The organism is Arthrobacter sp. Y3223151, assembly GCF_059091125.1.
In genome coordinates, this window is the sequence record NZ_JBNHGI010000001.1 from 89226 (window position 1) to 114174 (window position 24949).

The 24949-nt window shown below is 70.3% G+C and carries 23 protein-coding genes and 1 riboswitch; of the genes, 12 read left to right on the plus strand and 11 right to left on the minus strand.

Annotation, left to right across the window (positions count from 1 at the left end; all coding sequences use genetic code 11):
* Positions 1-11 precede the first annotated feature (11 nt).
* The 9 genes from AC5RUP_RS00425 to AC5RUP_RS00465 all read left to right on the plus strand — a co-directional run bounded on the left by AC5RUP_RS00425 (position 12) and on the right by AC5RUP_RS00465 (position 6297).
* On the plus strand, positions 12-1490 hold the full coding sequence (locus AC5RUP_RS00425) for a gamma-aminobutyraldehyde dehydrogenase (RefSeq protein WP_494154514.1): 1479 nt from the start codon (positions 12-14) through the stop codon (positions 1488-1490).
* 149 nt (positions 1491-1639) lie between these two features.
* A complete protein-coding gene (locus AC5RUP_RS00430; RefSeq protein ID WP_494154513.1) occupies positions 1640-1795 on the plus strand; it encodes a hypothetical protein in 156 nt (51 codons plus the stop codon).
* A 69-nt stretch (positions 1796-1864) separates the two neighbouring features.
* Positions 1865-2365 carry a methylated-DNA--[protein]-cysteine S-methyltransferase gene (locus AC5RUP_RS00435; protein WP_494154512.1) on the plus strand — a complete coding sequence of 167 codons (501 nt, stop codon included), beginning with the start codon at positions 1865-1867 and terminating at the stop codon, positions 2363-2365.
* 47 nt (positions 2366-2412) lie between these two features.
* Positions 2413-2937: an RNA polymerase sigma factor gene (locus tag AC5RUP_RS00440; protein ID WP_494158193.1), complete on the plus strand. Its 525-nt coding sequence runs from the start codon at positions 2413-2415 to the stop codon at positions 2935-2937.
* Entirely contained in the window at positions 2934-3566 is a 633-nt protein-coding gene (locus AC5RUP_RS00445) for a methylated-DNA--[protein]-cysteine S-methyltransferase (protein ID WP_494154882.1), read from the plus strand. Before AC5RUP_RS00440 ends, AC5RUP_RS00445 begins: the two co-directional genes overlap by 4 nt.
* Positions 3563-4228, plus strand: coding sequence for an alpha-ketoglutarate-dependent dioxygenase AlkB family protein (locus tag AC5RUP_RS00450; RefSeq protein WP_494154881.1), 666 nt, complete (start codon positions 3563-3565; stop codon positions 4226-4228). Before AC5RUP_RS00445 ends, AC5RUP_RS00450 begins: the two co-directional genes overlap by 4 nt.
* Before the next feature lie 68 nt (positions 4229-4296).
* On the plus strand, positions 4297-4899 hold the full coding sequence (locus tag AC5RUP_RS00455) for a DNA-3-methyladenine glycosylase I (protein WP_494154880.1): 603 nt from the start codon (positions 4297-4299) through the stop codon (positions 4897-4899).
* 146 nt (positions 4900-5045) lie between these two features.
* Positions 5046-5438, plus strand: a complete 393-nt coding sequence (locus tag AC5RUP_RS00460; protein ID WP_494064994.1) for a universal stress protein — start codon at positions 5046-5048, stop codon at positions 5436-5438.
* Positions 5439-5442: 4 nt separating this feature from the next.
* A complete protein-coding gene (locus AC5RUP_RS00465) occupies positions 5443-6297 on the plus strand; it encodes a DNA-3-methyladenine glycosylase family protein (protein ID WP_494158194.1) in 855 nt (284 codons plus the stop codon).
* Positions 6298-6376: 79 nt separating this feature from the next.
* Here AC5RUP_RS00465 and AC5RUP_RS00470 read toward each other — a convergent pair whose 3' ends face one another.
* From AC5RUP_RS00470 to AC5RUP_RS00480, 3 genes are all read right to left on the minus strand, one after another.
* Positions 6377-7288, minus strand: a complete 912-nt coding sequence (locus tag AC5RUP_RS00470; RefSeq protein ID WP_494155088.1) for an aldo/keto reductase — start codon at positions 7286-7288, stop codon at positions 6377-6379.
* A gap of 91 nt (positions 7289-7379) precedes the next feature.
* Positions 7380-8684 carry an MFS transporter gene (locus AC5RUP_RS00475; RefSeq protein ID WP_494158195.1) on the minus strand — a complete coding sequence of 435 codons (1305 nt, stop codon included), beginning with the start codon at positions 8682-8684 and terminating at the stop codon, positions 7380-7382.
* A gap of 370 nt (positions 8685-9054) precedes the next feature.
* Complete coding sequence (locus AC5RUP_RS00480) at positions 9055-10401, minus strand: NAD(P)/FAD-dependent oxidoreductase (protein WP_494132308.1); 1347 nt, start codon at positions 10399-10401, stop codon at positions 9055-9057.
* Positions 10402-10657: 256 nt separating this feature from the next.
* Between AC5RUP_RS00480 and AC5RUP_RS00485 the strand changes: the two genes are divergently transcribed.
* A complete protein-coding gene (locus AC5RUP_RS00485) occupies positions 10658-11332 on the plus strand; it encodes a hypothetical protein (protein WP_494158196.1) in 675 nt (224 codons plus the stop codon).
* Here the strand turns inward: AC5RUP_RS00485 and AC5RUP_RS00490 are convergent.
* The 7 genes from AC5RUP_RS00490 to AC5RUP_RS00520 all read right to left on the minus strand — a co-directional run bounded on the left by AC5RUP_RS00490 (position 11329) and on the right by AC5RUP_RS00520 (position 21280).
* The gene (locus AC5RUP_RS00490) at positions 11329-12756 is read right to left on the minus strand and encodes an L-serine ammonia-lyase (RefSeq protein ID WP_494154204.1); all 1428 of its coding nucleotides are present in this window, start codon (positions 12754-12756) and stop codon (positions 11329-11331) included. The genes AC5RUP_RS00485 and AC5RUP_RS00490 overlap by 4 nt on opposite strands.
* A gap of 86 nt (positions 12757-12842) precedes the next feature.
* Positions 12843-13994, minus strand: coding sequence for a glycine cleavage system aminomethyltransferase GcvT (gene gcvT, locus AC5RUP_RS00495; RefSeq protein WP_494065001.1), 1152 nt, complete (start codon positions 13992-13994; stop codon positions 12843-12845).
* Positions 13995-14009: 15 nt separating this feature from the next.
* Positions 14010-16889, minus strand: coding sequence for an aminomethyl-transferring glycine dehydrogenase (gcvP, locus tag AC5RUP_RS00500; RefSeq protein WP_494154203.1), 2880 nt, complete (start codon positions 16887-16889; stop codon positions 14010-14012).
* A gap of 170 nt (positions 16890-17059) precedes the next feature.
* Positions 17060-17159: riboswitch (glycine riboswitch) on the minus strand.
* Positions 17160-17285: 126 nt separating this feature from the next.
* The gene (locus tag AC5RUP_RS00505) at positions 17286-17798 is read right to left on the minus strand and encodes a mycothiol transferase (RefSeq protein WP_494065003.1); all 513 of its coding nucleotides are present in this window, start codon (positions 17796-17798) and stop codon (positions 17286-17288) included.
* A gap of 133 nt (positions 17799-17931) precedes the next feature.
* Positions 17932-18981, minus strand: a complete 1050-nt coding sequence (locus tag AC5RUP_RS00510) for a S66 family peptidase (protein ID WP_494154202.1) — start codon at positions 18979-18981, stop codon at positions 17932-17934.
* A gap of 36 nt (positions 18982-19017) precedes the next feature.
* Positions 19018-20538: an MFS transporter gene (locus AC5RUP_RS00515; RefSeq protein WP_494158197.1), complete on the minus strand. Its 1521-nt coding sequence runs from the start codon at positions 20536-20538 to the stop codon at positions 19018-19020.
* Positions 20539-20635: 97 nt separating this feature from the next.
* Positions 20636-21280 carry a GntR family transcriptional regulator gene (locus tag AC5RUP_RS00520; protein WP_494065006.1) on the minus strand — a complete coding sequence of 215 codons (645 nt, stop codon included), beginning with the start codon at positions 21278-21280 and terminating at the stop codon, positions 20636-20638.
* 149 nt (positions 21281-21429) lie between these two features.
* On the opposite strand from AC5RUP_RS00520, the gene AC5RUP_RS00525 reads away from it, so the two are divergent.
* Together AC5RUP_RS00525 and AC5RUP_RS00530 are read left to right on the plus strand one after the other, a co-directional pair.
* Complete coding sequence (locus AC5RUP_RS00525) at positions 21430-21666, plus strand: hypothetical protein (RefSeq protein WP_494132315.1); 237 nt, start codon at positions 21430-21432, stop codon at positions 21664-21666.
* 57 nt (positions 21667-21723) lie between these two features.
* Positions 21724-23613, plus strand: coding sequence for a glycogen debranching N-terminal domain-containing protein (locus AC5RUP_RS00530; RefSeq protein WP_494158198.1), 1890 nt, complete (start codon positions 21724-21726; stop codon positions 23611-23613).
* A gap of 22 nt (positions 23614-23635) precedes the next feature.
* Here AC5RUP_RS00530 and AC5RUP_RS00535 read toward each other — a convergent pair whose 3' ends face one another.
* Positions 23636-24793, minus strand: a complete 1158-nt coding sequence (locus AC5RUP_RS00535) for a baeRF2 domain-containing protein (RefSeq protein ID WP_494065009.1) — start codon at positions 24791-24793, stop codon at positions 23636-23638.
* Between the last annotated feature and the right edge of the window lie 156 nt (positions 24794-24949).

The following is a 24949-nucleotide window of genomic DNA, read 5'->3' on the forward strand; positions in this document are numbered from 1 at the left end:
GGAGACAAAGGATGCACCAGTACATCAACGGCGGGCTCCGCGAGGGCCGCGGAGAGCGCGCCACGCGCGTGAACCCGGCCACCGGCGAGGCCGCGGAGACCATCGGCTATGCCTCCGGGGCGGATGTGGACGACGCCGTGGCGGCGGCCAAGAGCGCCTTCCCGGCCTGGGCCGGCGCGACGCCCGCCGAACGGTCCGAGGCCCTGCTGAAGCTGGCGGCCGAACTGGACCGCAGGGCCGCGGAACTGGCGGCGGTGGAGACCGCGCAGACCGGCAAGAGCATCCGCCTGGCCACCGGATTCGACGTCCCCGGGACGGTCGACAACGCGGCGTTCTTCGCGGGCGCGGCCCGCCAGTTGCAGGGAGTGGCGGCCGGCGAATACGGCACCGGCGGCACCTCGATGATCCGGCGCGAGCCGATCGGCGTGGTGGGTTCCGTGGCGCCGTGGAACTATCCGCTGCAAATGGCCGCGTGGAAGATCCTGCCGGCGATCGCCGCGGGCAACACCATTGTGCTCAAGCCCTCCGAGCTCACGCCGGGCACCAGCCTGCTCTTCGCCGAAGCCGCGGCCGCGGCCGGAATACCGGACGGCGTGGTCAACATCGTCACCGGCAGCGGCCGGGAAGCGGGCGAGGCCCTGGTGACCCACCCGGATGTGGCCATGACGTCCTTCACCGGCTCCACCGCCGTGGGACGCCGCATCATGGCGCTGGCCGCGGGGCGCGGAAACCGCGTGCACCTGGAACTGGGCGGCAAGGCACCGTTCGTGGTGTTCGACGACGCGGACCTGGAAGCCGCCGCGCACGGAGCGGTGGCCGGCTGCACCATCAACGGCGGTCAGGACTGCACCGCCGCCACGCGGGCGTACATCCAGCGGCCGCTGTTCGACGCCTTCACCGCACGGGTCGCCGAGCTGATGGAACTGGTGGTCGTCGGCGACCCCACCGACGACGCCACCGACATGGGCTCCCTGATCAGCCACGCGCACCGGGACAAGGTGGCGGGCTTCGTGAACCGGGCGCGGGACGCGGGGGCGAAAATCCTGGCCGGCGGCGCCGCTCCCGGCGCCGACCTGGCGGACGGCGCCTATTACCGGCCCACGCTGGTCACCGGCATCGGGCAGGACGCGGAAATAGTCCGCGAGGAAGTCTTCGGCCCGGTGCTGACCGCAATTCCGTTCGATACCGACGGCGAGGGCCTCGCGCTGGCCAATGACACGCAGTACGGGCTGGCCGCCTCCGCGTGGACCAGCAGCCTGGCCCGTTCGCTGCGCGCTTCGGCCGAGATCCAGGCCGGCTGCGTCTGGATCAACGACCACATCCCGATCGTCTCCGAAATGCCGCACGGCGGGTACAAGGCGTCCGGCTTCGGCAAGGACATGTCCGCCTATTCGCTGGAGGACTACACGAACATCAAACACGTGAGCATGGGCAGCGACCCGGCCGCGCACAAGGAATGGCAGGACACGGTGTTCCGTTACCGCGGCTGACCGGCACCATCCGCGCGGGCACCACCCGCCCCGGCGGCGCGTGTCCCGGAGTGCCCGCGCCGGTGTGTCCACCCGGGCCGGCACTCCGGACGCCGGTAGGCTGGCCCGGATTGTTCCGCATTCGGTGGGACGGATCGAGGAGACACTCGGTGACAATGGTTTCGATGCTTGGGCTCTTGCCCTTCTTGATCACGCTCGTCGTGGCGGTCCTGGCGGTATGGGTGCTGATCCTGCTGATCACGTACCTGCGCCTGAAGAACGCCGAACTCCGGGCAGCCGCCGCCGGGAGGACGTCGGAGCAGTAGCGCGGAACTTACGTTAACGCGCGCCGCAACGTCTGCACGGGAGAGAATGAAAGCGGACGAAGGAGCGCCATGACCCGCGTGCACACCCTCATCGACACCCCGCTCGGGGAACTGACGGCCGTCGCCGAGGACGGGTCGCTGACCGCGCTCTACTTTCCTAGCCACAAGCGGATGCCGGCTGCCGCCACGTTCGGCGACCGCACCGCCGTCGGCTTCGAAGCCGTCACCGCGCAACTGGACGAGTACTTCGCCGGCCGGCGCACCGGGTTCGACCTGCCGCTGGCGCCGAAGGGCGACCCCTTCAAGCTGAAGGTGTGGACGCTGCTGCGGCACATCCCCTACGGCCAGACCCGCTCGTACGGCCAGCTCGCAGCCGAGCTGGGCGACCCGCATCTGGCCCAGGCCGTCGGCCATGCCAACGGCCACAACCCGCTGTCCATCGTGGTGCCGTGCCACCGGGTGGTCGGAGCGGACGGATCGCTGGTGGGTTATGCCGGAGGGCTGGAACGGAAACGCTTCCTGCTGGAGCTGGAAGAGCCGGCGGACGTGAAAGCGGGCAAGCTTTTCTGATGACCACCTCACGGAATGCGCCCGACGGGCGTCTACAAGGTGTGCAGATGAAACCCTTCGAGCAACTGGTCAGCGACCACGGCCCCACCGTGCTGCGCGTCTGCCGGGTGGTGCTGGGCCCCGGGCCGGACGCCGAGGATGCCTGGTCGGAGACCTTCCTGTCCGCGCTCAGGGCCTATCCGGGGCTGCCCGCCGCCGCAAACCATGAGGCCTGGCTGGTCACCATCGCCCACCGCAAGGCCCTTGACGTGGTCCGGCGGCGGGAGCGCGCTCCGGTGCCGGCAGGGTATCTGCCCGAGTCGCCGTCGACGTTGGGAATCCCCGGGAATGACGACGACGAACTGCACCAGGCCGTCGCGGCCCTGCCCCTGAGGCAGCGCGAAGCCGTCGCGCTGCACTACCTGGCCGGGTTGCCTTACGCCGAAGCCGCCGCACTGACCGGCTCCACCACCGGAGCCGTCCGCCGCGCGGCCGCCGACGGCATCGCCAAGCTGCGGGCGTCGTACCGCGGCGGCCGGGAGCGGGACGCGGGAGCGGCCGCACACCACGCGAGTGAAGGAGTTTTGCGATGACCAACGCACAATCGGCGGCCCGGGACGCCGCTCCCGGACCCGTGCTCGACGTGCTGACCCGCCTGGATCCGGCGCTGCTGCAGCGGCTGCACACCAGGCTGGAGCATCAGGCCGCCGCCGAAGGATCCCTCGACCTGGCCTACGCCACCGCCGACACGCCGCTGGGGCGGCTGCTGCTGGCAGCCACGGAGGAAGGACTAATCCGCGTGGCCTTCGAGGGCGAAAACCACGATGCCGTGCTGGCTGAGCTGGCAGCCGGCGTCAGCCCCCGGATCCTGCATGCTCCGGCCCGGCTTGAGGCCGCCGCCCGGCAACTGGACGAGTACTTCGCCGGCCGGCGGCGCTCCTTCGACCTCCGGCTGGACCGCCGGCTGTCCAAGGGATTCCGGGCGGAAGTGCTCAGGCACTTGCCCGAGATCCCCTACGGCCGGACCGAAAGCTACGCGCAGGTGGCCGCCGCCGTCGGGAATCCAAAGGCGGTGCGCGCGGTGGGCAGCGCCTGCGCCACCAACCCGCTGCCCGTCGTCGTGCCCTGCCACCGGGTGCTGCGCTCGGACGGCGCCTTCGGCGGCTACCTCGGCGGGCCGGAGGCCAAGGCCTACCTGCTGCAACTGGAGGCAGCGGCGTGAGCACCCTGTTCGAGGACGCTCCGGCCGGCCCGCGCGAGATCGCGCCGGGCGCGGTGCATGTGCCCGGCTGGCTGACCGTGGAACGGCAGCGGGAACTGGTCCGGGCCTGCCGGGAATTCGGCCGCGGACCGGTCCCCTACCGTGCCGCCAAGCTGCCTGGCGGCCACGAAATGAGCGTGCGGACGCTGTGCCTGGGCTGGCATTGGGCGCCGTACAAGTACACCCGCACCGCCGACGACGTGAACGGCGCGCGCGTGCTGGAGTTCCCCGGCTGGCTCGCCGACTGGGGCCGGCGGGCGCTGGCCGACGCCTCGGGGGATCCGGCCGCGGCGCAAGGCTACGAGCCGGATACGGCCCTGATCAACTTCTACGACGACACCGCCAAAATGGGCATGCACCAGGACAAGGACGAACAGGCGAACTTCCCGGTGGTTTCGCTCAGCGTGGGCGACGACTGCTTGTTCCGCTTCGGCAACACCGAAACGCGGACCAAGCCGTATACGGACGTCCGGCTGCGCTCCGGCGACCTGTTCGTCTTCGGCGGACCGGCCCGGTTTGCCTACCACGGCGTGCCCAGGATCTACCCGGGCACGGCCGATCCCGCCTGCGGGCTGACCGGCGGCCGGCTGAACCTGACCATGCGGGTGACCGGCCTGGGATGAGGGTCCGCGGTTTTCCACAGCATGCAGGGCGGGCCTGCGGGCCGTCCTCGGTAGGAGAGAATCGAATCATGGAGACAACCGCTTCCGGCGTAGTCCTCTGCGAGGACGGCCTGGCCCGGCCCACGTGGGCCGCCACGGATCCGCTGCTGCGCGAGTACTACGACACGGAATGGGGCATGCCCGTCCGGGGCGAGCAAGGCGTCTATGAGCGCATCACGCTGGAGGGCTTCCAGGCCGGGCTCTCCTGGGCCACGATCCTGCGCAAACGTCCCGCCTTCCGGCAAGCGTTCCATGATTTCCAGGTGGATACCGTCGCCGCGTTCACCGAAGACGACGTCGAGGCGCTGATGCAGGACGCCGGAATCGTGCGGAACCGGGCCAAGATCCGCGCAGCCATCACCAACGCGAAGGCCACCATCGACCTGCGCGCGGAAGGCGGCCTGAGCGACTTCGTCTGGTCGTTCCAGCCGGAGGAGACGCCCGAGCCGCGGCACATCCAGGACGTGCCCACCACATCCCCGGAGTCCGTCGCGCTGTCCAAGGCCCTGCGCAAGCGCGGCTTTGCCTTCGTCGGCCCCACCACCATGTTCGCCCTGATGGAAGCCATCGGCATGATCGACACCCACCTGGTGGACAGCCACCGCCGCGGCTCCTCCGGCGTCTGGGACTAGCACCGGCTTTCACAATCACTTCACGCATCCGCCGCACCGTGGGATGCGTGCCACAATGATGTGCACCCGCTGGCTTCGGGGGGAACCGGACGTGCATGTTCGACCGGGAGCCGGCACCGCAGGAGTTATCCGGTAAGGAGAGCACGTTGACGATTCTTGTTGCCTACGCCCCGCGTCCCGAGGGCCGTGCGGCCCTGAGCAAGGGCATTCAAATGGCCACGCAGAACAATGAGAAGCTGGTGGTCGTCAACGCCAGCCCGGGCGGGGCGCAGAAGGACGAGTCGTTCTCGGACGCCCACGACGCGGCCTGGGTGCAGCAGGAACTGTACAATTCCGGCCTGCAGGCAGAGTTCAAGCAGTATGTCCGCGGCAAGGACGCCGTGGACGAGATCGTGGAACTGGTTGAAGAACTTTCGGTCTCGCTGCTGGTCATCGGCCTGCGCCGGCGCTCCCCGGTGGGCAAGCTGATCATGGGCAGCACCGCCCAGGAGATCCTGCTGACCGTCGATTGTCCGGTCCTGGCGGTCAAGGCCCGCTGACCCAATGCAGGTCGGCCTGCCGCTGCTTCCGCCGTTCGACTTCCCGGCCGCGCTGGCCGCCCTGGCCGCCCATGCGGTACCCGGCCTCGAAACCGTCGATGTGGCGGCGGGCACCTGCACGCGCCTGTTCAACACCGGCGCCGGCCCGGTGCCGGTCACGGCCACCCTGTCACCCGACGCCGTCGACCTGGACATCGGCAGCGACTCTCCAGCAGTCCTGAGGGAGATTACGACGGCGGTGCGCGGCTGGCTCGACCTGGACCTGGAACCGGAGCGGGTGGCGGCTGCGTTGGGTGCCGACCCGGTACTCGGGCCCCTGCTCGCCGACCGCCCCGGGCTGCGGATCCTTGGGTACCAGGACGGCTTCGAAGGTGCCGTATCCACCGTGATCGGCCAGCAGGTCTCGCTCGCCGCGGCCCGCACCTTCACGGCCCGGCTGGTCTCTGCCTTCGGCTCCCGGACCGGCACCGGCCTGGCACTGTTCCCAACTCCGGCTGCCCTGGCCGACGCCGGCCCCGACACCGTCCGCGAAGCCGTCGGGCTGACCGGCGCCCGCGCCCGGACCGTCCAGGTCCTGGCCGAAGCCTGCGCGGACGGGCTGGACCTCTCTCCGGATGCGGACCTCCCGGACACCCGCCGCCGCCTGCTGGCGCTGCCCGGCATCGGCCCGTGGACGGTCGAGTACCTCGCCATGCGGGCGCTGCACGACCGCGATGCCTATCCCGACGGCGACCTGGTGCTGCGGCGGGCCCTCGGAGTGAAAACCGCCGCCGAGGCCCGCGCGCTCGGCCGGTCCTGGTCGCCGATGCGGGCCTACGCCGTTTTCCATCTCTGGACCGCCTCGGCGTACCTGCCTTAGGTAAGCCCTGCACCGGCGACCCGTGCAGGGGCGAAAGCGGCGTCTCCTTCCGGCCGCTTGGGCTCCGGGGCGCGCACCCTCATCTCCGGGCCGCAGAGCCTGCCTGCTCGATACGTTCCAACAGCTCCGCCGGCAACCGGACCTGCGGCGCCTTGAGGTTGGAGCGCAGGTGTTCCGGTTTCACGGTGCCGATCACCGCACTGGAGACCCCCGGATGGCTGAGCACGAAGGCCAGCGCGATCTCGCTCGCGGAGAGGCCGTCGATGTCGTTGATGAACCGGTACTTCCGGCCCTGCACAAACTTGTGCCGGTGGTTCTTCAGCGCCCGCAACAGGTACCAGACGTCGCTCGGGCCGGTGATCTTGAAGATGTCGCGCGAGTAGAGGGTCTGGGCCAGCGGCGACTTTAGCTTGACGCCCACCCCGGCCTCCTGCGCCTGCGAGATCACCGGCGCCAGCGACCGGTCAACGATGTTGTATTCCAGCATGAGGGCGTCGAAAATGCCCAGCTTCAGCGCCTTCGCTGCCCCGCCGCGGCCGGTGGAGACGCCGAGCGCCCCGACCTTCCCCTGTTCCTTCAGCTTCAGGACGGTGTCGATCGCGGGCCCGGCCGGATGCGGGAAACCATGGAAGTGCAGCAAGGGCAGGTGGTCCAGCTGGAGCCGCCGCAGGCTGCCGTGCACGCTGTTTTCGATGGCCCGGGCCGAGTAATCCTTCACGTTCCGGTTGTTGATCCAGTGGGATCCGACCTTGGTGGAGATCACCAGATTTTCGGTGCGGCCCCTGAGGAGCCGGCCCAACCGCTCCTCGGCGTTCCCGCGGCTGTAATTCGGGCCGGTGTCAAAGGCGGTGATGCCGCCGTCGAGCGCCTGGCCGACCAAATGCGCCGCCTGCCGTTCGGGGAAAGCCTTCATGCCCCAGTACCCGCCGGCCCCAAAACTCAGTTCTGAGACGTGCAATCCCGACCGTCCGAGTGCGCGTTGTTTCACCATGTGCCTTCCTGCCGTCCCAAATCTAACCATTCACCAAGCTACCCGAGGCGGCTCTCCGGCCCTGCCCCGGAAGCCGGTCGGGCCAGGCGGGTCAGCGTACGACGCCGGCGCGGTTGCCGTAGGCGCGGAGTGCGACGGCCAGCACCGAGCACAGCAAGTATCCGGCGCCCACCAGCAGCCAGCCGGTATCGAAGCTGCCGGTGGTCTCGAGCAGCAGGCCCATGAGCAGGGGACCGGCGGCGAAACCGACATACATCCCCATCGAGACAATCCCGGAGGCCGCTCCCACTCGTTCGGCCGCAACCACGCGCATCACCCCCGCGATCACCACCACATTGGTGCCCAGCACGGTGGCCCCGTGCAGGACGACGCCCAGCCAGAGCAACGCCGGGACTCCGAGCGAGCCCGAGGCGAGGAATGCTCCCGCTCCGCCGAGCGCCCCGATTCCGAGCAGGATGAGCAGCGTGGAGGCCCGCACACCGGTGGCCATGCGCCGCCCCCACAGCACCCGGGAGGTCACGCCGACGACGCCGGAGACGCCGGCTGCCACGCCGCCCATGACCAGGCTGAAGCCCAGTTCCCGGACGGTGAACAGCGGCAGGTAGACGTTGGTGGCCTGCATGCCCAGGCCGGACAGCAGCGCGTAGCCGGCGAACAGCCAGACCGAGAGCGGGAACCGGGCCGGCGCGCCGGCGCCGGCGGTTTGCTTCGTGCTGCCCGTGCGGCCCGGCGGGGCGGCCGGGCTGCTTGCGCCAGGTGCGGCCGGGGCGTCGGCCGGCGGGGTGGCGGAAGGCGCCGCGTGGGCGGGAGGCGCCTTCGCCGCCGTCGTTTCGGTGCCCCGTTCCGGGAGTTGGCGGAGCCCGTAGAGCAACAGCCCGACGGCGACGACGGCCGCCAGGGCGGTGGCGCCCTGCCAGCCGGCCCAGAGCGCGGCGACGGGGAAGAACAAGCCCGAGAACAGCTGGCTGCCCTGAACGCCGGACTGCTTGACCCCGATCCAGCCCGGGCGCTTGGGCGCGGGAACCTGGGTCATGATGATCCGGTTCGTGGTCGGGTTGGAAATGGCCTGCGTGGGGCCGGCCAGCAGCGCGGCGATCACCAAAACCAGATAGTGGTGGGACAGCGAGGCGACCACTAGTGCCACCGCCGTGCCGGCGAAGATCAGGATCAGCTGGGCGCGGCTGGAAATCCGGTCGCTGAGTTTGCCCAGCCACATGCTGGAGACGGCGGCGCTGGCGAAAATGGCCGTGGCCAGCAGGCCGAATTGGGCCTCGCTGATACCCAGGTCGTCAATGACCAGCGGGCTGACGGTGCTCAGGCCGTAGTTCAGCAGCGGGCCGACGCCCATGGCGCAGGTCAGGACGAAAAGCAGTGCGCCACTGGGGTGTCTGGACATACTGCTCTCCTCGCTGCCCGGGTCGGGCTCCGTCCAGCAGGTTACTCCCCGCGCCGGCCTTCCGGCGGCAGGCTTCGCAGCAGAACGGTCTCCGACCGTAACAATGGAGAGGTGGCTCACGTGCGGCGGCGCCGGCCGGACTCCCGCCGCCCTGGTGGCGGCCGGACGGGCGCGGGAGGGCGCGGGCCGGTGGCTTCCGCACCGCCGGCGGGCAGCTGCGGAGCTACCGGCGGCGGCGCGACACTAACTCAGCTCCCAGCCGGGGCCGGCGCCCTGCCTGCGGCCCGCCCGACACCTGCCTTCTTGCCCGGGGGCTGCCTGCTTGGCCGGGGCCCGCCTGCTTGCCCGGGGCCTGCCTGCTTGCCCGTGTCTACGCCCGGCCCTTCTGCGTGCCGGCATGCGCCTCCACGAAGGCGCGTCGGGGATGCTGGGTGGCGCCCATCGACGTGATGTCCCGGCCGCCGAACACCAGCGGGCTCCAGCCAGCCAGCAGGCGCCATTTGTGGATCCAGGTGGGCAGCGCCAAGCCGTGGTAGCCCATGGCGGCATACCAGGCGGGCTTGCCCTTTAACTCGTAGCCAAAGATCTTCGCGGCGCCCCGGCCGACGCCGTAGGTCGCGACCGTTCCCAGCGATTTGTGCCGGTACTCGGCGGGCGGCCGCCCCTCCACCGCGTTGACTATGTTGTGGGCGAGGTGCTTGGCCTGGCGGACCGCGTGCTGGGCGTTCGGCGGGCAGTAGGCCGGCTGCTTTTCCGCCTCCAGATCGGGTACCTGGGCGCAGTCGCCGGCGGCCCATGCACCTTGCACCACCTGGCCGGCATCGTCGATGACCTGCAGCCGGGCGTTGGCGTTCACGTGTCCCTTCGGGCCGCGCGGCACGTTCGTGTCGTCCAGCACCGGATTGGGCTTCATGCCGGCCGTCCAGATGATGAGACCGGCCGGAATGCGCTCGCCGGTACTGAGCTCGGCCACCGAGTCCTCGCAGGACGGCATGGTGGTGTTCAGCCGCACATCGATGCCGCGCTGGCGCAGCTGGTCCAGGGTCCACTCCGAGAGATTCGGCCCGACCTCGGGGGCCACCCGGTCCAGTGCCTCGACCAGCACCCAGCGCAGCTGCGAACGGTCCAGCTCCGGATGCGCGTCCACGGCGAGTTTGGACAGGTCGCTCAACTCGGTCAGGGCCTCGACGCCGGTATAGCCGCCGCCGACCACCACGAACGTAAGTGCCTTGGCCCGTTCCTCCGGGTCGCTCGTGCCGGCGGCCAGCGCCACGTTGTCGAGCACCTTGTCACGGCAGTAGATGGCCTCTTCCACGGTCTTGAACCCGATGCCGTGCTGCTCCAGCCCGGGCGTGGGGAAGGTCCTGGTGACCGCACCGACGGCGAAGACCACGTGGTCGTAGGCCACCGAAAATTGGTCGCCGCCGAGCTCGCGCAGCTGGGCGTTCTTCGCCTGGACGTCCAGCGAAACCAGCTTGCCGCGGACGATGTCCACCTTCTTCAGCGCGCTGCGGAGGTTGACCGTGACGATTCGCGGTTCGATTTCCCCGCCGCCCACCTCCGGCAGCAGCGGCTGGTACGTCATGTAGGAGTTGGGCTCAACCACGGTGATCCGTGCCGCGGACGGGCCCAGCCGCTTGCGGATTCCCCAGGCAGTGTAGAGGCCGACGTAGCCGCCGCCCAGGATGAGTATGTGGGGCGTCGCTGAAGTGGTCATGGTCCAGGTTTCCTCCCTGTTTGTCGACAGTGATGCGGTGGTCCTGGTGCATTCTTCGTTGGCAGGTGCGGGGCCGGCCTGCGGCCAGACTAGCACCGCCCCAGACGCAGCTGAACCCTCGGTCGGGCCCCGCTTCCGGCAGGGCCGCATTCGCCGGCCCGCTCCCCCGGCGTGCCCTGCGCGCCCTGCGCAGGCGGCTGCCTACAATGTGCTCAGGTGCCCCGATTCGTGGGGCTGTCGTTGGGGAGTAGGAAGCGTGGAGGCGGCCAAGTACACCGTGCGCGGGCGGTCGCTCCGCACCTACCGCCGGGCCCGCACCACGCTCTGCGGCGTCATGGTTTTCTGGCTCTGGCTGCTGCTGGGAGCCGCGGCCTTCGTCGCCGGCCTGTTTGATTCCCCCGCCAAGGTTTTCCTGGCCATGTATGCCGGCGCCGTTGCCGTGCTGGTCTCCATCCCGGTCGCCTTGCTCGCGGCCATCCTGATGGTGCTCAACCGGCCCGAGGCGGGTGGCCGGCGCCGGGCTGCCGAGCGGCTTTCGGCCGCGGCACGCGCCGCCGGCCCGGCGATCTCCGCGCTGCCGTGGGCCGAGGCCGCCGGCCGTGCCAGGGAGCTGGGCGGCAAAGTCGCTCCCGCTTCCCGCAGGATTGGCGCTGCCGCCAGGTCCGGTGCCGGGCGGTTGCGCGCCGGTCAGTGGCGCGGCGGTCAGTGGCGCGCCGGGCCGCGGCGCGACGTCGCGGGGCACCGGGCGGGGACACCACGTGCGCCGCAGCCCGCTCCTACACGGCCGCAGCCCGCCGAACGCCCGGTCGCCGACCTGCCCGGTGCCCGAAAGCGGGTCGTCCCGCGCCGGCCGCCGATGCCGCCGCGGCGTCCCGCGGACCCGCCGGCCGTCGGCCCGTCAGGACAGGATCTGGAGGACGTGGCTTCCTAGCACTCCACGACGTTGACGGCGAGGCCGCCGGTGGCGGTTTCCTTGTACTTGTCGCTCATGTCGCGGCCGGTCTCGCGCATCGTGATGATGACCTCGTCCAGCGACACCCGGTGCGTGCCGTCGCCCATCAGCGCCATCTTGGCCGCGTTCACGGCCTTGGCGGCACCGATGGCGTTCCGTTCGATGCACGGGATCTGCACCAGCCCGCCGATCGGGTCGCAGGTGAGCCCCAGGTTGTGCTCCATCGCGATTTCGGCCGCGTTTTCCACCTGGGCCGGGGTTCCGCCGAGGATTTCGGCCAGTCCCCCGGCAGCCATCGACGAGGCGGAGCCGACTTCGCCCTGGCAGCCGACCTCGGCGCCGGAGATGGAGGCCTGCTCCTTGTAGAGCACCCCGATGGCGCCGGCGGTCAACAGGAACTTCACGACCACCTTCTCCTTGTCCTCGCGGGTGGCCTGTTCCATGCCGGGTGCGTAGTGCGTGGCGTAGAACAGGACGGCGGGGATGATGCCGGCGGCCCCGTTGGTGGGCGCGGTGACCACCCGCCCGCCCGAGGCGTTCTCCTCGTTCACCGCCAGTGCCACCAGGTTGACCCATTCCTGCCAGTACTTGTGGTCACGGTCCGGGTCTTCCTTGCGCAGCCGCTCGTGCCAGGCGGGGGCCCGACGGCGGACGTTGAGTCCGCCGGGCAGCTCGCCTTCGCGGCGGATGGCCGAGTCCTTGCACTCCTCCATCACGTTGTAGATGTGCACGAGTCCGGCCTCGATCTCTTCCCGCGGGCGAGAGGCCTCCTCGTTGAGCATCATGATGTCGCTGATGGCCAGGCCGGTGCTGCGGCAGTGCTCCAGCAGCCCCGCCGCCGTGCGGAACGGGTAGGGCAGTTGCTGCTTGGAGGACTCCAGCTCCTCCCGGGCGGCTTCCTCCTCGCCGCCGCGGACAATGAAGCCGCCGCCCACGGAGAAGAAGGTGGCTTCGTGCAGGACCCGTGCCTCGCCGTCGTCGTTCGATTCCAGCACCTGGAACGTCATGCCGTTGGTGTGCCGGGGCAGCACGGTCAGCGGGTGCAGCACCATGTCCTGCACCCCGTAGTCCAGCGGCCGGGCGGCGGCGCCGGGAAGTTCCGCACCCAGCCGCAGCCGGCCGGACGCGGCGATGTCTGCCAGCCGCTCCTCCACCTGGTCGGGCAGGATGTGCTCCGGTTCGAAGCCCTCCAGCCCCAGCAGCACGGCGGTGAATGTCCCGTGCCCGCGACCGGTGGCGGCGAGGGAGCCGTACAGGTCCACGCGCAGCCCGTTAACCCTGTCGAGCAGGCCGGCGTCGGCCACCTCCCGCACGAACGCGGAGGCGGCCCGCATCGGGCCGACCGTGTGCGAGCTGGAGGGACCGATGCCTACGGAGAAAAGGTCGAAAACGCCTACGGCCATGTCATCCCTTTCCTGTCTGTGTGGAGAGGTGCGGCGCCGCCGTCCCCGCGGCCGCGGGACGGCGGCACCCTGGTAGCGGGTGAGGACTACTTTTCCCGCCGGTAGAACGGCAGCTCTACAACCTCGAACGGTTCGGGCTTGCCGCGCAGGTCAACGTCCACCCTGGTTCCGGGCTCGGCATACTCGGCGTCCACGTAGGCCAGCGCCACCGGGTAGCCGAGGGTGGGGCTGGGCTGGCCGGAGGTGACTTCGCCGATGGTCCGGCCGTCTTTCAGCACCGGGTAGTGGGAGCGGCCGGCGCGCCGGCCAACCCCCTTGAGCCCCACGAGCTTGCGGGCCGAGCCCTTCTCCTTCTGCGCCTCGAGGGCGCCGCGGCCCACGAAGTCGCCGTCCTTCTTCAGCGCCACCACGCCGCCCAGGCCGGCGTCGAACGGGCTGGTCTCGAGGGTGAGCTCGTTGCCGTACAGCGGCATGCCCGCCTCCAGCCGGAGCGAGTCGCGGCAGGCCAGCCCGGCCGGCAGCAGGTCGGCGCCCCGCCCGGCTTCCAGCAGGGCGTTCCAGAGCGCGGCCGCGTTGGTGTTCGGAACGTAGATCTCGAAGCCGTCCTCGCCGGTGTACCCGGTCCGGGCCAGCAGCAGCTTCAGCGGCGCCCCGGACACCGTGAAGTCCACCTCGTCGGCGGCGTAGTACTTCATGTCCCGCACCGTGCCATGCTGGTTGGCGGGCACCAGCTGGAGCAGGATTTCCACGGACTTCGGTCCCTGCACTGCCACCAGCGAGGTCTCGGCCGTGGCGTCCTCCACCGTGGCGTCGAAACCTTCGACCCGTGCGGCGAGTTCCGCGGCGACCGTCGGGGCGTTGCCGGCATTGGGCACCACCAGGTAACGGTCCCCGTGCTGGTCGGCGGGACGCCGGTAGATGATCAGGTCATCGATGATGCCGCCGTCGGCGTTGCAGATCAGCGAATACTTGGCCCGGCCCTCGGTGACGGCGGAGAGCTTGCCGACGAGTGCGTAGTCCAGGAACTTCCCGGCCTCCGGGCCGGTGACCCAAACTTCGCCCATGTGCGAGAGGTCGAACAGGCCGGCGCTGCTGCGCACTGCGCGGTGCTCGGCCAATTCGCTGCTGTACTTCAGCGGCATCATCCAGCCGCCGAAGTCGGTGAAGGACGCACCCAGCCGCTCGTGTTCCTCGTAGAGCGCGGTGTGCCGGGGCATGGTGGTGGTCTCGGTAGTCATGCGGTGCTGACCTCTCTAGTTCTCGAAGGCTTCGGGCGGCGGGCAGCTGCAGATCAGGTTGCGGTCGCCGCCGGCGCCGTCGATCCGTCCGACCGGGGCGAAGTATTTGTCCACTTGCAGGCCCGGTACCGGGAAGGCGGCCTGCTCCCGGGTGTACGGCCGGTCCCAGTCGGAGCTGACCACGGCGGCGGCGGTGTGCGGGGCCAGGCGCAGCGGGCTGGCGTCGAGCGGGAAGTCGCCGGCGATCACCTGGTCGATTTCACCCTTGATCGCGATCATCGCGTCGATAAACCGCTCAATCTCCGCCAGGTCCTCGGACTCGGTCGGCTCCACCATCAGGGTGCCGGCCACGGGGAAGGACAGGGTGGGCGCGTGGAAGCCATAGTCGATCAGGCGCTTGGCCACGTCCTCGGCGGTCACCCCCGACTTGGCGGTGAGTTCGCGCAGGTCCAGGATGCACTCGTGCGCGACCAGCCCGTCGTTGCCGGTGTAGAGCACCGGGAAGTGCTCGTTCAGCCGGGCGGCGACGTAGTTGGCGGCCAGCAGGGCGCTCTTCGTTGCCTCGGTCAGGCCCTCTGCCCCCATCATGGCCACGTAGGCCCAGGAGATCGGCAGCACGCCGGCCGAGCCGTACTCGCTGGCCGAGACGGGCACGCCCTTGCCTTCGTGTTCGGCCAGCGCGGCGTTGCCCGGCAGGAACGGCACCAGGTGTTCGGCCACCGCTACCGGCCCGACGCCGGGGCCGCCGCCGCCGTGCGGGATGCAGAAGGTCTTGTGCAGGTTCAGGTGGGAGACGTCGCCGCCGAACTTGCCCGGCTGCGCGAGTCCTACCAGCGCGTTGAGGTTGGCCCCGTCGATGTACACCTGCCCGCCGGCGGCATGGACCGCCTCGCACACGTCGCGCACATCGGCGTCGTACACGCCGTGCGTCGACGGATAGGTGATCATGATGGCCGACAGCGCGTCGGCGTGCTGGTCGATCTTCGCGCGCAGGTCGGCGTGGTCGATGGTGCCGTCCGGTGCCGTCGCGACCACTACGACCTTCATGCCGGCCAGCACGGCCGAGGCGGCGTTGGTGCCGTGCGCGGAGGCGGGGATCAGGCAGACGTCGCGCTGGTCGTCGCCGTTGGCCAGGTGGTAGCGGCGGATGGCGAGCAGGCCGGCGTATTCGCCCTGCGAACCGGCGTTGGGCTGGATGGAGACGCCGGCGTAGCCGGTGATCGCCGCGAGGCGTTCCTCCAGATCGGTGATCAGCTCTCGCCAGCCGGCGGTCTGGCTGGCCGGGGCGAACGGGTGGATGGACGCGAATTCCGGCCAGGTCATCGCCTCCATTTCCGCGGTCGCGTTCAGCTTCATGGTGCACGAGCCCAGCGGGATCATGGTCCGGTCCAGGGCCAGGTCGCGGTCCGACAGCCGGCGCAGGTAGCGCAGCATCTGGGTCTCGGAGCGGTGGCTGTGGAACACCGGATGGTCCAGGTAGGAGGAGCTGCGCAGCAGGTCGTCCTGCAGTTCGAAGCCGGTGTTCTCCGCCGCTTCGGCGATCTTGCCGGCGGCGTCCTCCACGCCGAAGGCCTCCGCGACCAGGGCGAGGTGCTCCGGCGTCGTTGTTTCATCGGCGGAAATGCCCACGTGGTCGGCGTCGATGCGGCGCAGGTTCACGCCCTTGGCCTCGGCGGCGGCGGCGATTTCCGCGGCCTTGCCCGGAGCCTTCACCGTGAGGGTGTCGAAGAACCGGTCGGCCGCCAGCGCGTAGCCGGCGCCGGTGAGCGCGCCGGCCAGGGTGCGGGCGGCCTCATTGGCGTGCTGGGCGATCGCCTTCAGGCCCTCGGGGCCGTGGTAGACCGCATACATGCTGGCAACGACGGCCAGGAGGGCCTGCGCGGTGCAGATGTTGGAGGTGGCCTTCTCGCGGCGGATGTGCTGCTCGCGGGTCTGCAGGGCCAGGCGGTAGGCGGGGCGGCCGGCGTCGTCCTTCGAGACTCCCACGAGGCGACCGGGCAGGGAACGCTCCAGGCCCTTGCGGACGGCCATGTAGGCGGCGTGCGGGCCGCCGAAGAACAGCGGAACGCCGAAACGCTGGGTGTTGCCGACGACGATGTCCGCGCCCTGCTCGCCGGGCGGCGTGATCAGGGTCAGTGCCAGCAGGTCGGCGGCCACGGTGACCAGCGCGCCGCGCTCCTTGGCCTGTGCGATCACCGGAGCGTGGTCGAACACCCGGCCGGAGGCGCCCGGCTGCTGCAGCACGATGCCCGAGATATCGCCGTCGGGCAGGCCAGCGGAGAGGTCGGCAACCTCCACGTCGAAGTCCAGCGCTTCGGCCCGGCCCTTGACGACGGCAATGGTCTGCGGCAGCAGGTCCGCGTCCAGCACGGTCTTGCCGGCGGACTTGGACTTGTTGGACCGGCGCATCAGCAGCACGGCTTCGGCCACTGCGGTGGCTTCGTCCAGCAGCGAGGCGTTGGCGATCGGCAGCGCCGTAAGGTCCTGGACCATGGTCTGGAAGTTCAGCAGCGCCTCCAGCCGGCCCTGTGAGATTTCCGGCTGGTACGGGGTGTAGGCGGTGTACCAGGCCGGGTCCTCCACCACGTTGCGGCGGATCACCGGCGGCGTGATGGTGTCGTAATAGCCCTGGCCGATCATCTGCACGGCCGTGACGTTCTTCGCGGCGAGGGCGCGCAGGTCCCCGAGGACCTGGGACTCGCTGCGGGCGGCGGGCAGCGCCAGCGGTTCCTGCTGGCGGATGTCGGCGGGCACGGCCGCGTCCACCAGGTCGTCGATGCTGCCGTAGCCCAACTGCTTGAGCATGGTTTCCGCGTCGTTCCGGCGCGGACCGATGTGGCGGTCGGTGAAGGAGGCGCTGCCGGGTCGGGTAGCGCTGGTGGACTTAGCCGTCATGTGAGGAACTCCAGTTATCCCCGGCTGGGCGGACCATGCCGGTAGTGAAGGGTTCCTCCCCGCTCTGTGACTGAACCTGAGAGATTCCGCAGGCTGTGGCCCAGGGGCCGCCTCCTGCTTGCACCGTCGGTGAGCCGGTCCTGAACGGTCCGGCTGCTTTCCAGAGTTGCCTCTCCGCGGCGGTACAGGGGCCTGAGAGATTCCTGGGGAGGTATTGCTCCTACGGCGCCTGCTGACTGGTACCCAGCAGGACTCTCCCGCCGCATGTCGAAGGCTGTATGCAGTTGTGTCTGACTCCTTGAATGGTAGTCCAGCGGCTGGCGGGCAACAAGGCGGCGACGCCCGACGGCGCGGTGTACGGCCGCCGCGGGGGCGCCGGAACCCGCGTGGCCGCGGCTACGCTTCGGTGCGCGAGAGCATGCCCTTCACGTAGGCGGCCTGCCCGATGTGCTCCAGGCAGTCGTCCAGGACGCTGACCAGCCGCACCCCCAGGCTGACGTGCGGGTCCCACCGGGTGTCCACGATCCGGTCCAGGTCATCCTCGCTCAGCCCGGCCAGGTACTTCAGGGTGCCGGCATGGACGTCGTCGTAATAGCCGCGCAGCAGGTCGGCCGATTCGACCCGGACGGCCGCCACCTGCTCGGACGTGTGGCCGTAGCCATGGTCTTTTCGCGGCAGCGGCAGGTCGAACCGCTCCGCCCAGCCGGTAAGCCAGTACTGGTCCGTGCCGGCGACATCGGCAATATGGTCGTCCTGGATGCGCGTCAGATGCCAGACCAGCCAGGCGATCGAGTTGCTGTCGCCGCCGGGCCGGGTGGCCAACTGTCCGGCGTCCAGCCCGTCCAACACGAAGTGGACGCGTTCCTGGATCCTGCCGTAGGCATCTGCGAGCAGGTCGTTGAACTTCATGGCGCCTCCCGCCGGTCGACTGTGGCGCCAGCTTACCGGCCGGGGCCGCGGCGAGGAATGCGTGCCCGCCGGCAGGCGGGGGGCGGTCCCGGTGCCCGCGCATCCGCCGCCCGGACCGCCTGCCACCCGGCGGTCAACTGTAATCGGCCGTGATGGTTCGATCTCGGCCATTGAGCCGCATTGTCCCGCCGTAGGGCACGATCCATTGCGGACGGGTATGGCCGAACGGGACTCCGACGCAGACGACGGCGTGGTCGTTGTAGCGCTTCATCTCGGCGAGGACTGCATCGCGTTGCGCGGCGCGGAGCCGTGCCCGCTCCTCCGCCGGCGGGACCGTACCGTGACTGCTCACCGGCGGCCGGGCGACGAGCACTCCTTCCACGGCCGAGAGGACGCCCCGTTCCCCCAATGCCCGGACCCATCTCTTGACCCACGCTGCCGGAGGCAACTCCTCGCTGGTTTCAAGGATCAGGACCGACCCCTCGAGGGCTTCCCGAGGCGGAAGACGGTCGGCCATGGCCAGCTGATCGATGACTTCCAGGCAGCCGCCCCAGGTGCGGCCGGTCGCTTCCCGCTCGGGCCCCGCCCAGGTCCACGGCTGCGTGGGTTCCCGTTCGCCGAAGTCGACAAGGGCTTGCGGCGTCAGCCAATCCGGCCCGAAGTCCTCGGACTCGCCCGGGTCCACAATTTCCAGCTCACCGCCCGTCAACAGCGCTGCCTTCAGCGAGGCGAGGTGCTGGTCGTCAATGTGCGGCCCGGCTCCGAGGTGCACCTGGGTCGAGCCCCCGTAGTAGCCCGCTATCCCGAGCGACCACAGCCAGTTCAAGAGGTTCGTGTTGTCGCTGTAGCCCATGAAGATCTTGGGGTTCGCGGCGGCGAGGCCAGCGTCCAGATGGGGAATGAGGGCTACCTGGTCGTCGCCGCCTATGGTCGCGAGGACGGCCCGGATCGCCGGGTCGGACAGAGCGGCGTGTAGATCCGCGGCGCGTTCCGCGGCGGAAGCGCCAAGCTTCCGGGTCGTCGGGTATTCCACGGGGACCAGTCCCGTTTCGGCGCTGAGCCGACGCATCGCCTGCTCGTGGACATCCGGCGCGAACCCCGGGGCAGCAAAGGACGGGGAGAGAACCGCGACCCGGTCACCGGGCTCAAGCTTGGGCGGGGATACGCGGGCATGGCTCGGCATTTCCCCATCCAACCACGGGCTGTGCCTCAGCGGCCGCTATTCATCCCGGGCCGAATCCTCCAGATAGCGGGGCCGCCCCACGATGACCAGGCCCACTGCCAGGATGAGCAAGGCACCGCCCAGCAGGCCGAAGGAGGCACCCCAGCCGCCGCTGGCCTCGCGCAGCAGCCCGAACATCAGCGGGCCGGCGCAGGCGACCGTGTAGCCGATGCCTTGCGCGAACCCGGAGAGCAGACCCGCGCCGGCCGTGGTGCGGGTCCGGAGGTTCACCAGCAGCAGGGCCAGCGCAAAGGTGCCCTGGCCGAGCCCCGCCAGGGTGATCCACAACCAGGTGCCGAACGAGGGTGACAGCAGCAGCCCGGCGTATCCGGCCGCGTAGAAGCCGATGAACAGCAGGCCCAGTCCCAGCGGATTGCGCAGCCGCGCGGCGATCAGCGGCACCACCAACAGGCTGGTGGGCAGGCCCAGGATGGCGTAGTAGGCCAGCATGGTGCCCGCCGTCGGGGGCAGCACCCCGCTGTCCACCAGCAACGGCGGCAACCACGTGAACATGGCAAACGTGTTCGACAAGGTCCCGGCGAACACCAGGGCGAGGCCCCAGGCGACCGACGAGCGCCAGACGCGGACCGCCGTCGTCTTAACGGAACCGGCCCGGGCTTCCGCTGCGGGCCACGAGGCTTCCGCAGCGGGCGGCCCGCCGGGCCCCGCGGGGCCGGACCCAGGCCCGGGGCCGGACCCAAGCCCGGGGCCGGCAGCACCGGGGCCAACTCCCGTACCGGGACCAACGGCAGGCCCGGGACCGGCCGGCTGCCGGGCGCTGCCCTCATCCGGCGGGAGGATATCCAAGCCGCCGGGCCTGTAGGGCTGCAGCACCAGGCGCGCGGTGCGGCGGCGCCAATGTTCCGTCCACGCGGTCATCAGCCACGGCACGAGGGCGGCCACGCTCACGGCCGCCCACACCCCGATCGAGAACCGCCAGCCCGCGGCCTGCTCAAGCGGCACGGCAAGCAGCGGGCTGAGCGCCGTGCCGACCGCCAGCAAGGTCACGTAAAGCGCGGTGATGAGGCCCATCCGGTCCGGGAAATAGCGCTTCACCAGCGGCGGCAGCAAAATGTTGCCGATCCCGTAGCCAACCATGGTGAGGCCGGACAGGATCAGGAATGCCGGCACATCGGAGACCATGGCGCGGCACAGTTGGCCGACGGCGGCCATGCCCAGTGCCACGAGCAGCAGCGCTTCCATACCGATCCGGCGCATCAGCAACGGAACGGCGAACCCGGCAGCGGCGAAGGCGGCGGTGGGCAGCATGCCCAGCACACCCGTGGAGGCCGTGCCGAACGGCAGATCCGCGGCAATATCCGCCAACACCGGCGACACGCCGGAGACGGCCAGCCGCAGGTTGAGCGCCAGCAGCAGGACGCCGACGAGCACGGTCAGCCGGCCGGCAAATGGGGCGGGCGGCCGCCGGGCGGGGCCGCCCCCTGGGCGGGCATCCGGAGGCGGCGGCGAATCGGGGCTCGGTGGGGCGTCGGCGGTCAGTTGTGCGGGCGAGGGCAAGCGTGGTCCATGGGTCGAAAGGCCGGGCGGGCGGCCGGGATCAAAACCGGCAAGGAATCACTTTATCCCGTCGCGGCCCGGCTGCCCGGCAGGCGGGCTAGGAACCCTCCTGGCCCAGCCCTTCGGCGAGGATCCAGAATGTCTGGCGCAGCCGCTCCACCGCCGCCTCGTGCTGCCCCCGCTGGAGGTACTGCACGGTCTCGCGCCAGCCGTCGGCCCAGAGAGGATAGGCGACGGCGTGTTGGAACAGGTGCAACCGGGCCAGCGAGCGGTCGAGCACGTGCATGTTAACCGCCCTCAGTTCCTGATGATCCGCCGCCCCAAGGATGACGGTTACCAGGCTGCCGACGGCGCGGTAGGCGCCCAGCACGTCCTCTCGGTCGATCGCCGCCCTCAGGTCGTCCGCCATCGCGGCCATGGTGTCGATCTCCTCAGGCGACAGCCGCGGGGCTGCCCGCTCGAACAGCGCAACCAGCACCACGCCCATCACATCCAGGAGTTGGATGGCCTGCTGGGGACCGGGATTGGCGATTCGGTGTTCGTGGCCGGTGGCCTCGATCAGGCCTTCTTGCGTGAGATCGCCGACGGCGTCGCGCACCAAGGCTTCCTCCGCACCGATGCGGCCGGCGAGCCCGGCAACGGTGACCCTTGAGCCCGGCTCCAAACCGCCCGCCAGGATGTCCTCCCGCAACCTGCGGACCGCTTCGTCGCGGACCGCTCCCCCGGGACCGCTGCCCCTCATCATGACCCCCTGCCGCGTATGACCGACGTCACATATGAGTAATGTACGCGAAAAGGTAGATCGGGGTCACCGGTGCTGGCTACTCTGATGGGACCTGCGGCACAGCGTCGTGCGGCAGGTTCTAAACGTGCAGTCAGGATGTGCGCAGAATGAACGCCACCTATACCGCCACCGCAACCGCCAACAGCAAAAACCACCAGGACTGGGGGCGGGCGATGGCCGCCGCGTTGGCCGACCTGGTACAGCAAAGCGAAAGCGGCCCCGCCGGGCCGCGGGAGCTCTATGGCGATGAGCTGCGCCTGCTGATCGAAGAGACGGCGGAGGGGGTCCTGATCCACCTGTCCTGGACACCCGGCGGGCGGGACGCCTCCGACACCGTCGCCTGAATCCTTCCGGCCGGCTGGAGATTGTTCCGCCGCCGCCGATGCTGCCAAGATGATTCCATGCTCTACCGCCAGCCGTACCTGCACGATCTCACGGGAGTATTTGCGGCACCCGTCCAAGCTTGGAGCGAGCCCCACGGGCAGATCAGGGGTACCGGAGCCCAAGGGGTCTACTGCGGGGACGACCGGGTGTTGGCCCGCTGCCTGCTGGCGGTGAACGGGCAGGAACCGGAGTGGATCTCCACCCAGTCGCGCTCGGCCGGACGCGTCGACTTCTTCTCCTTCATCCGGACCGCCGAGGACGGGACCGATCCGCTGGTCACCCTGAACCGCTCGCGGGCGGCGGAAGGCAGCCGGCTGGCCGAGGCGCTGACGTTCACGTCGGCCCTCGAGGACGAGTTGGAACTCCAGGTCCGCGTCGACCTGGTGGCCGATGCCATTCCCCTGGAACAGGTGCGCGCCGGCGCCGCGGGCGAGGCCGGCTCGGTGGCCCCCGGCGACGCCGTCTGGAGCTGGCGGGACAATACACGCGCCGCGCTGACGGCCGAAGGCGCCCGGGTCAGTTTCGACGGCAGCTTGGTCCGGCTGGAGTGGACGGAACGGCTCAAGCCGGGCGCCGTCGTCGTCCTGTCCTGGAGCCTAGAGCTTGACGACGCCGAGGCTCCCCTGACCGGCGCGGCCGCGCCCCCGCTGCGCACGCCGTCACTGGCCGGGGATCCCCGGCTGCAACGGCTGATGAGCCGCTCCATGACCGACCTCAACAGCCTGCGGATGGCCGGGCGCCAAACCCCGGGCGACGTCTTCCTGGCCGCGGGGGCCCCGTGGTTCCTGACGCTGTACGGCCGGGAGGCGCTGGTTGCCGCCCGGCTGCTGCTGCCGGTCGACGCCGCGGTAGCGGAAGGGACGCTGCGGGCGGTGGCAGCCTGGCAGGGCACGGCCGAGTCGGCGGAATCGGGCGAACAGCCCGGCCTGATGGTCCAGGAGGTGCGGCAGCGCCGCCTGTCGATGCCCGCGGACGCCGCGGTCCGGCAGCTGCCCCCGGTCCTGTACGGGTCGCCCGACGCCACGCTGCTGTGGATCGTGCTGCTGCACGACGCCTGGCACTCGGGGATGCCGGAGGATGCCGTCCGGGACCTGCTGCCCCATTTGGAGGCCGCGCTGGACTGGCTGCGCATCGACGGCGACCCCGACGGCGACGGCTTCCTGGAGACGCCCGTTCCCGCCCTGCAGGGTCCGGGACACCAGGGGTCCGGCGACACGCGGGCCGCCTACCACTATCTGGACGGCAGGCCAGCCACCGGAACCGTCGCGCCGGCCGAACTCCAGGCCTACGCCTACGAGGCGGCCCGTGCCGCGGCCGTGCTGCTCGACTACTTCGGCGAAATGAACGCCGGCGCCGAGTGGCGCGACTACGCGTCGCGGCTGGCGGAGAACTTCCGCAGCCGGTTTTGGTGCGCCGACGACGCCGGCCCGTACCCAGCGATGGCACTCGACGAACGGAAGCAGCGGGTGGACGGGGTCGGGTCCGGCATGGGACACCTGCTGGGCACGGGACTGCTGAACCCCGAGGAGACCCGGACGGTGGCCGCGCGGCTGATGGACCGGACCTTGTTCTCCGGCTACGGCGTCCGGACCCTGTCGACGGCGAACCCCGGGTTTTGGCCCACCCGCCGCCGCGCAGGGGCGGTCTGGACGCAGGAGACCGCGTGGACTGTGATGGGGCTGCTGCGCACCGGCTTCCAGGAACAGGCCGCACAGCTGGCGGCAGGACTGCTCGACGCGGCCGAGGGATTCGGCTACCGGTTGCCTGAGCTCTTCAGCGGGCAGGCCGCGGTGGAGGTCCGGCCGGCGCTGCCGTATCCGTCCGCCTGCCGGCCGTACGCCGGGGCAGCCGCCGCCTCGGTGCCCGTGGCGCTGGCACTGGGCGGATTCAGCGCCTCGGCCGTCTAGCCATTCGGCCGCCGATGAGGCGTTAGCCGCCCGGCACGTCGGGGCCGGTGGGCCAGCGCAGCAGCGCCGCTATGCTTTTGCCTCCCGGCAGGGCTCCCTCGGGGACCATGGTCACCCGCGCGTCGGTCAGCGCCGCGGCGCGGACCAGCGCCGCCGGGGCAGGTACCTTGGCCAGCAGGTCGCCGTTGACGGCCTGCTCGCCGGCCGTAGCGATCCACGGTTCGGCCGTCAGGGCATGCACGTGGTGATCGGCGAGGGCGTCGTCGTTCAAGAGCAGCGTGCCGACCTGCGCCTGCTGCAGGGCCCGGACGCACTCGCCCAGGCCCGCCGTCCACTCCGGATGGGCCTGCCCGGTCTGGTTGGCCAGGCGGTCCAGGATGGCTTTGCGCTGTTCCGTCCACACATGGGCCACCCGGGCGGCTATTTCGGCCCGGAGCGCGTCCTTGTCCGCGCCGCCTGTGCGTGTGTGCGACTCGATGGTGACTTCGATCGCCCGGCTGGCCTCGGAGAGCTGGTCGACCACCAGTTCCCGGGCCCGGATATCGCCGGCCACAATCAGCAGCCGCGCCCTGCTGGCCTGCACCACGCGGTCGATCTCGGCGGCGATCTCATCGGCGTTCTTGCGCCAGATTTCCTCGGTGCGGTGCTGATAGCGGCCCTGGGACCAGCCGCCGCCGGGAACCTTCGTGAGGTTCTCCCGCTCGCCCTCGACCGTCCTCGTTTCCACCACGCCGTTGCGGCGGGCGTACTGCAGGTGGACCTCGCCGCCGTCCCGGCCCACTTCGGCCACCACGTACGGGAAGTCGTCGCCGCGGGCCTTCAACAGGGGCACCAGGTCCGGAATCGGGCCGGTGTGAACCACCTCCGTACCGGACATTTCGCCCGGGAGCACCTCGTTGATTTCGGCCTCACCGCCGCGCACCAGCACAAAGCGGGAGACCGGAGACGGAACGCCGGTGGCCGGGGAAACGGCCTCGATCACGGCCGCTATGTCCGCCTTCGCGGCGCCCTGCTTCTCGAGCGATTCCCGCAGCCTGTCCGGCAGCACATCCCCTGCCCGCAGGGAATCCACGGTGCCCGTGCTGGCGTCCACGTAGACCGTGATCCAAGGCCCCGGCTTCTTGTACAGTTCGGCGTACCTCTTGTTCGCCGCGTGGGTCGTATTGACCTGCTCGGTCATCGTGATCACCTTCCCTGCTATTGGAACTGCGGGTTTTCTTGATCAGTAGAACCTCACGGTAGCACCGGACGTTTTGCCCTTGAAGGGGGCCCGATCCCGTCCCGACCGGCCCCGGCGAATCCGTCCGCCGGGCCGGTTTTCCGACGTTGTCCGCCG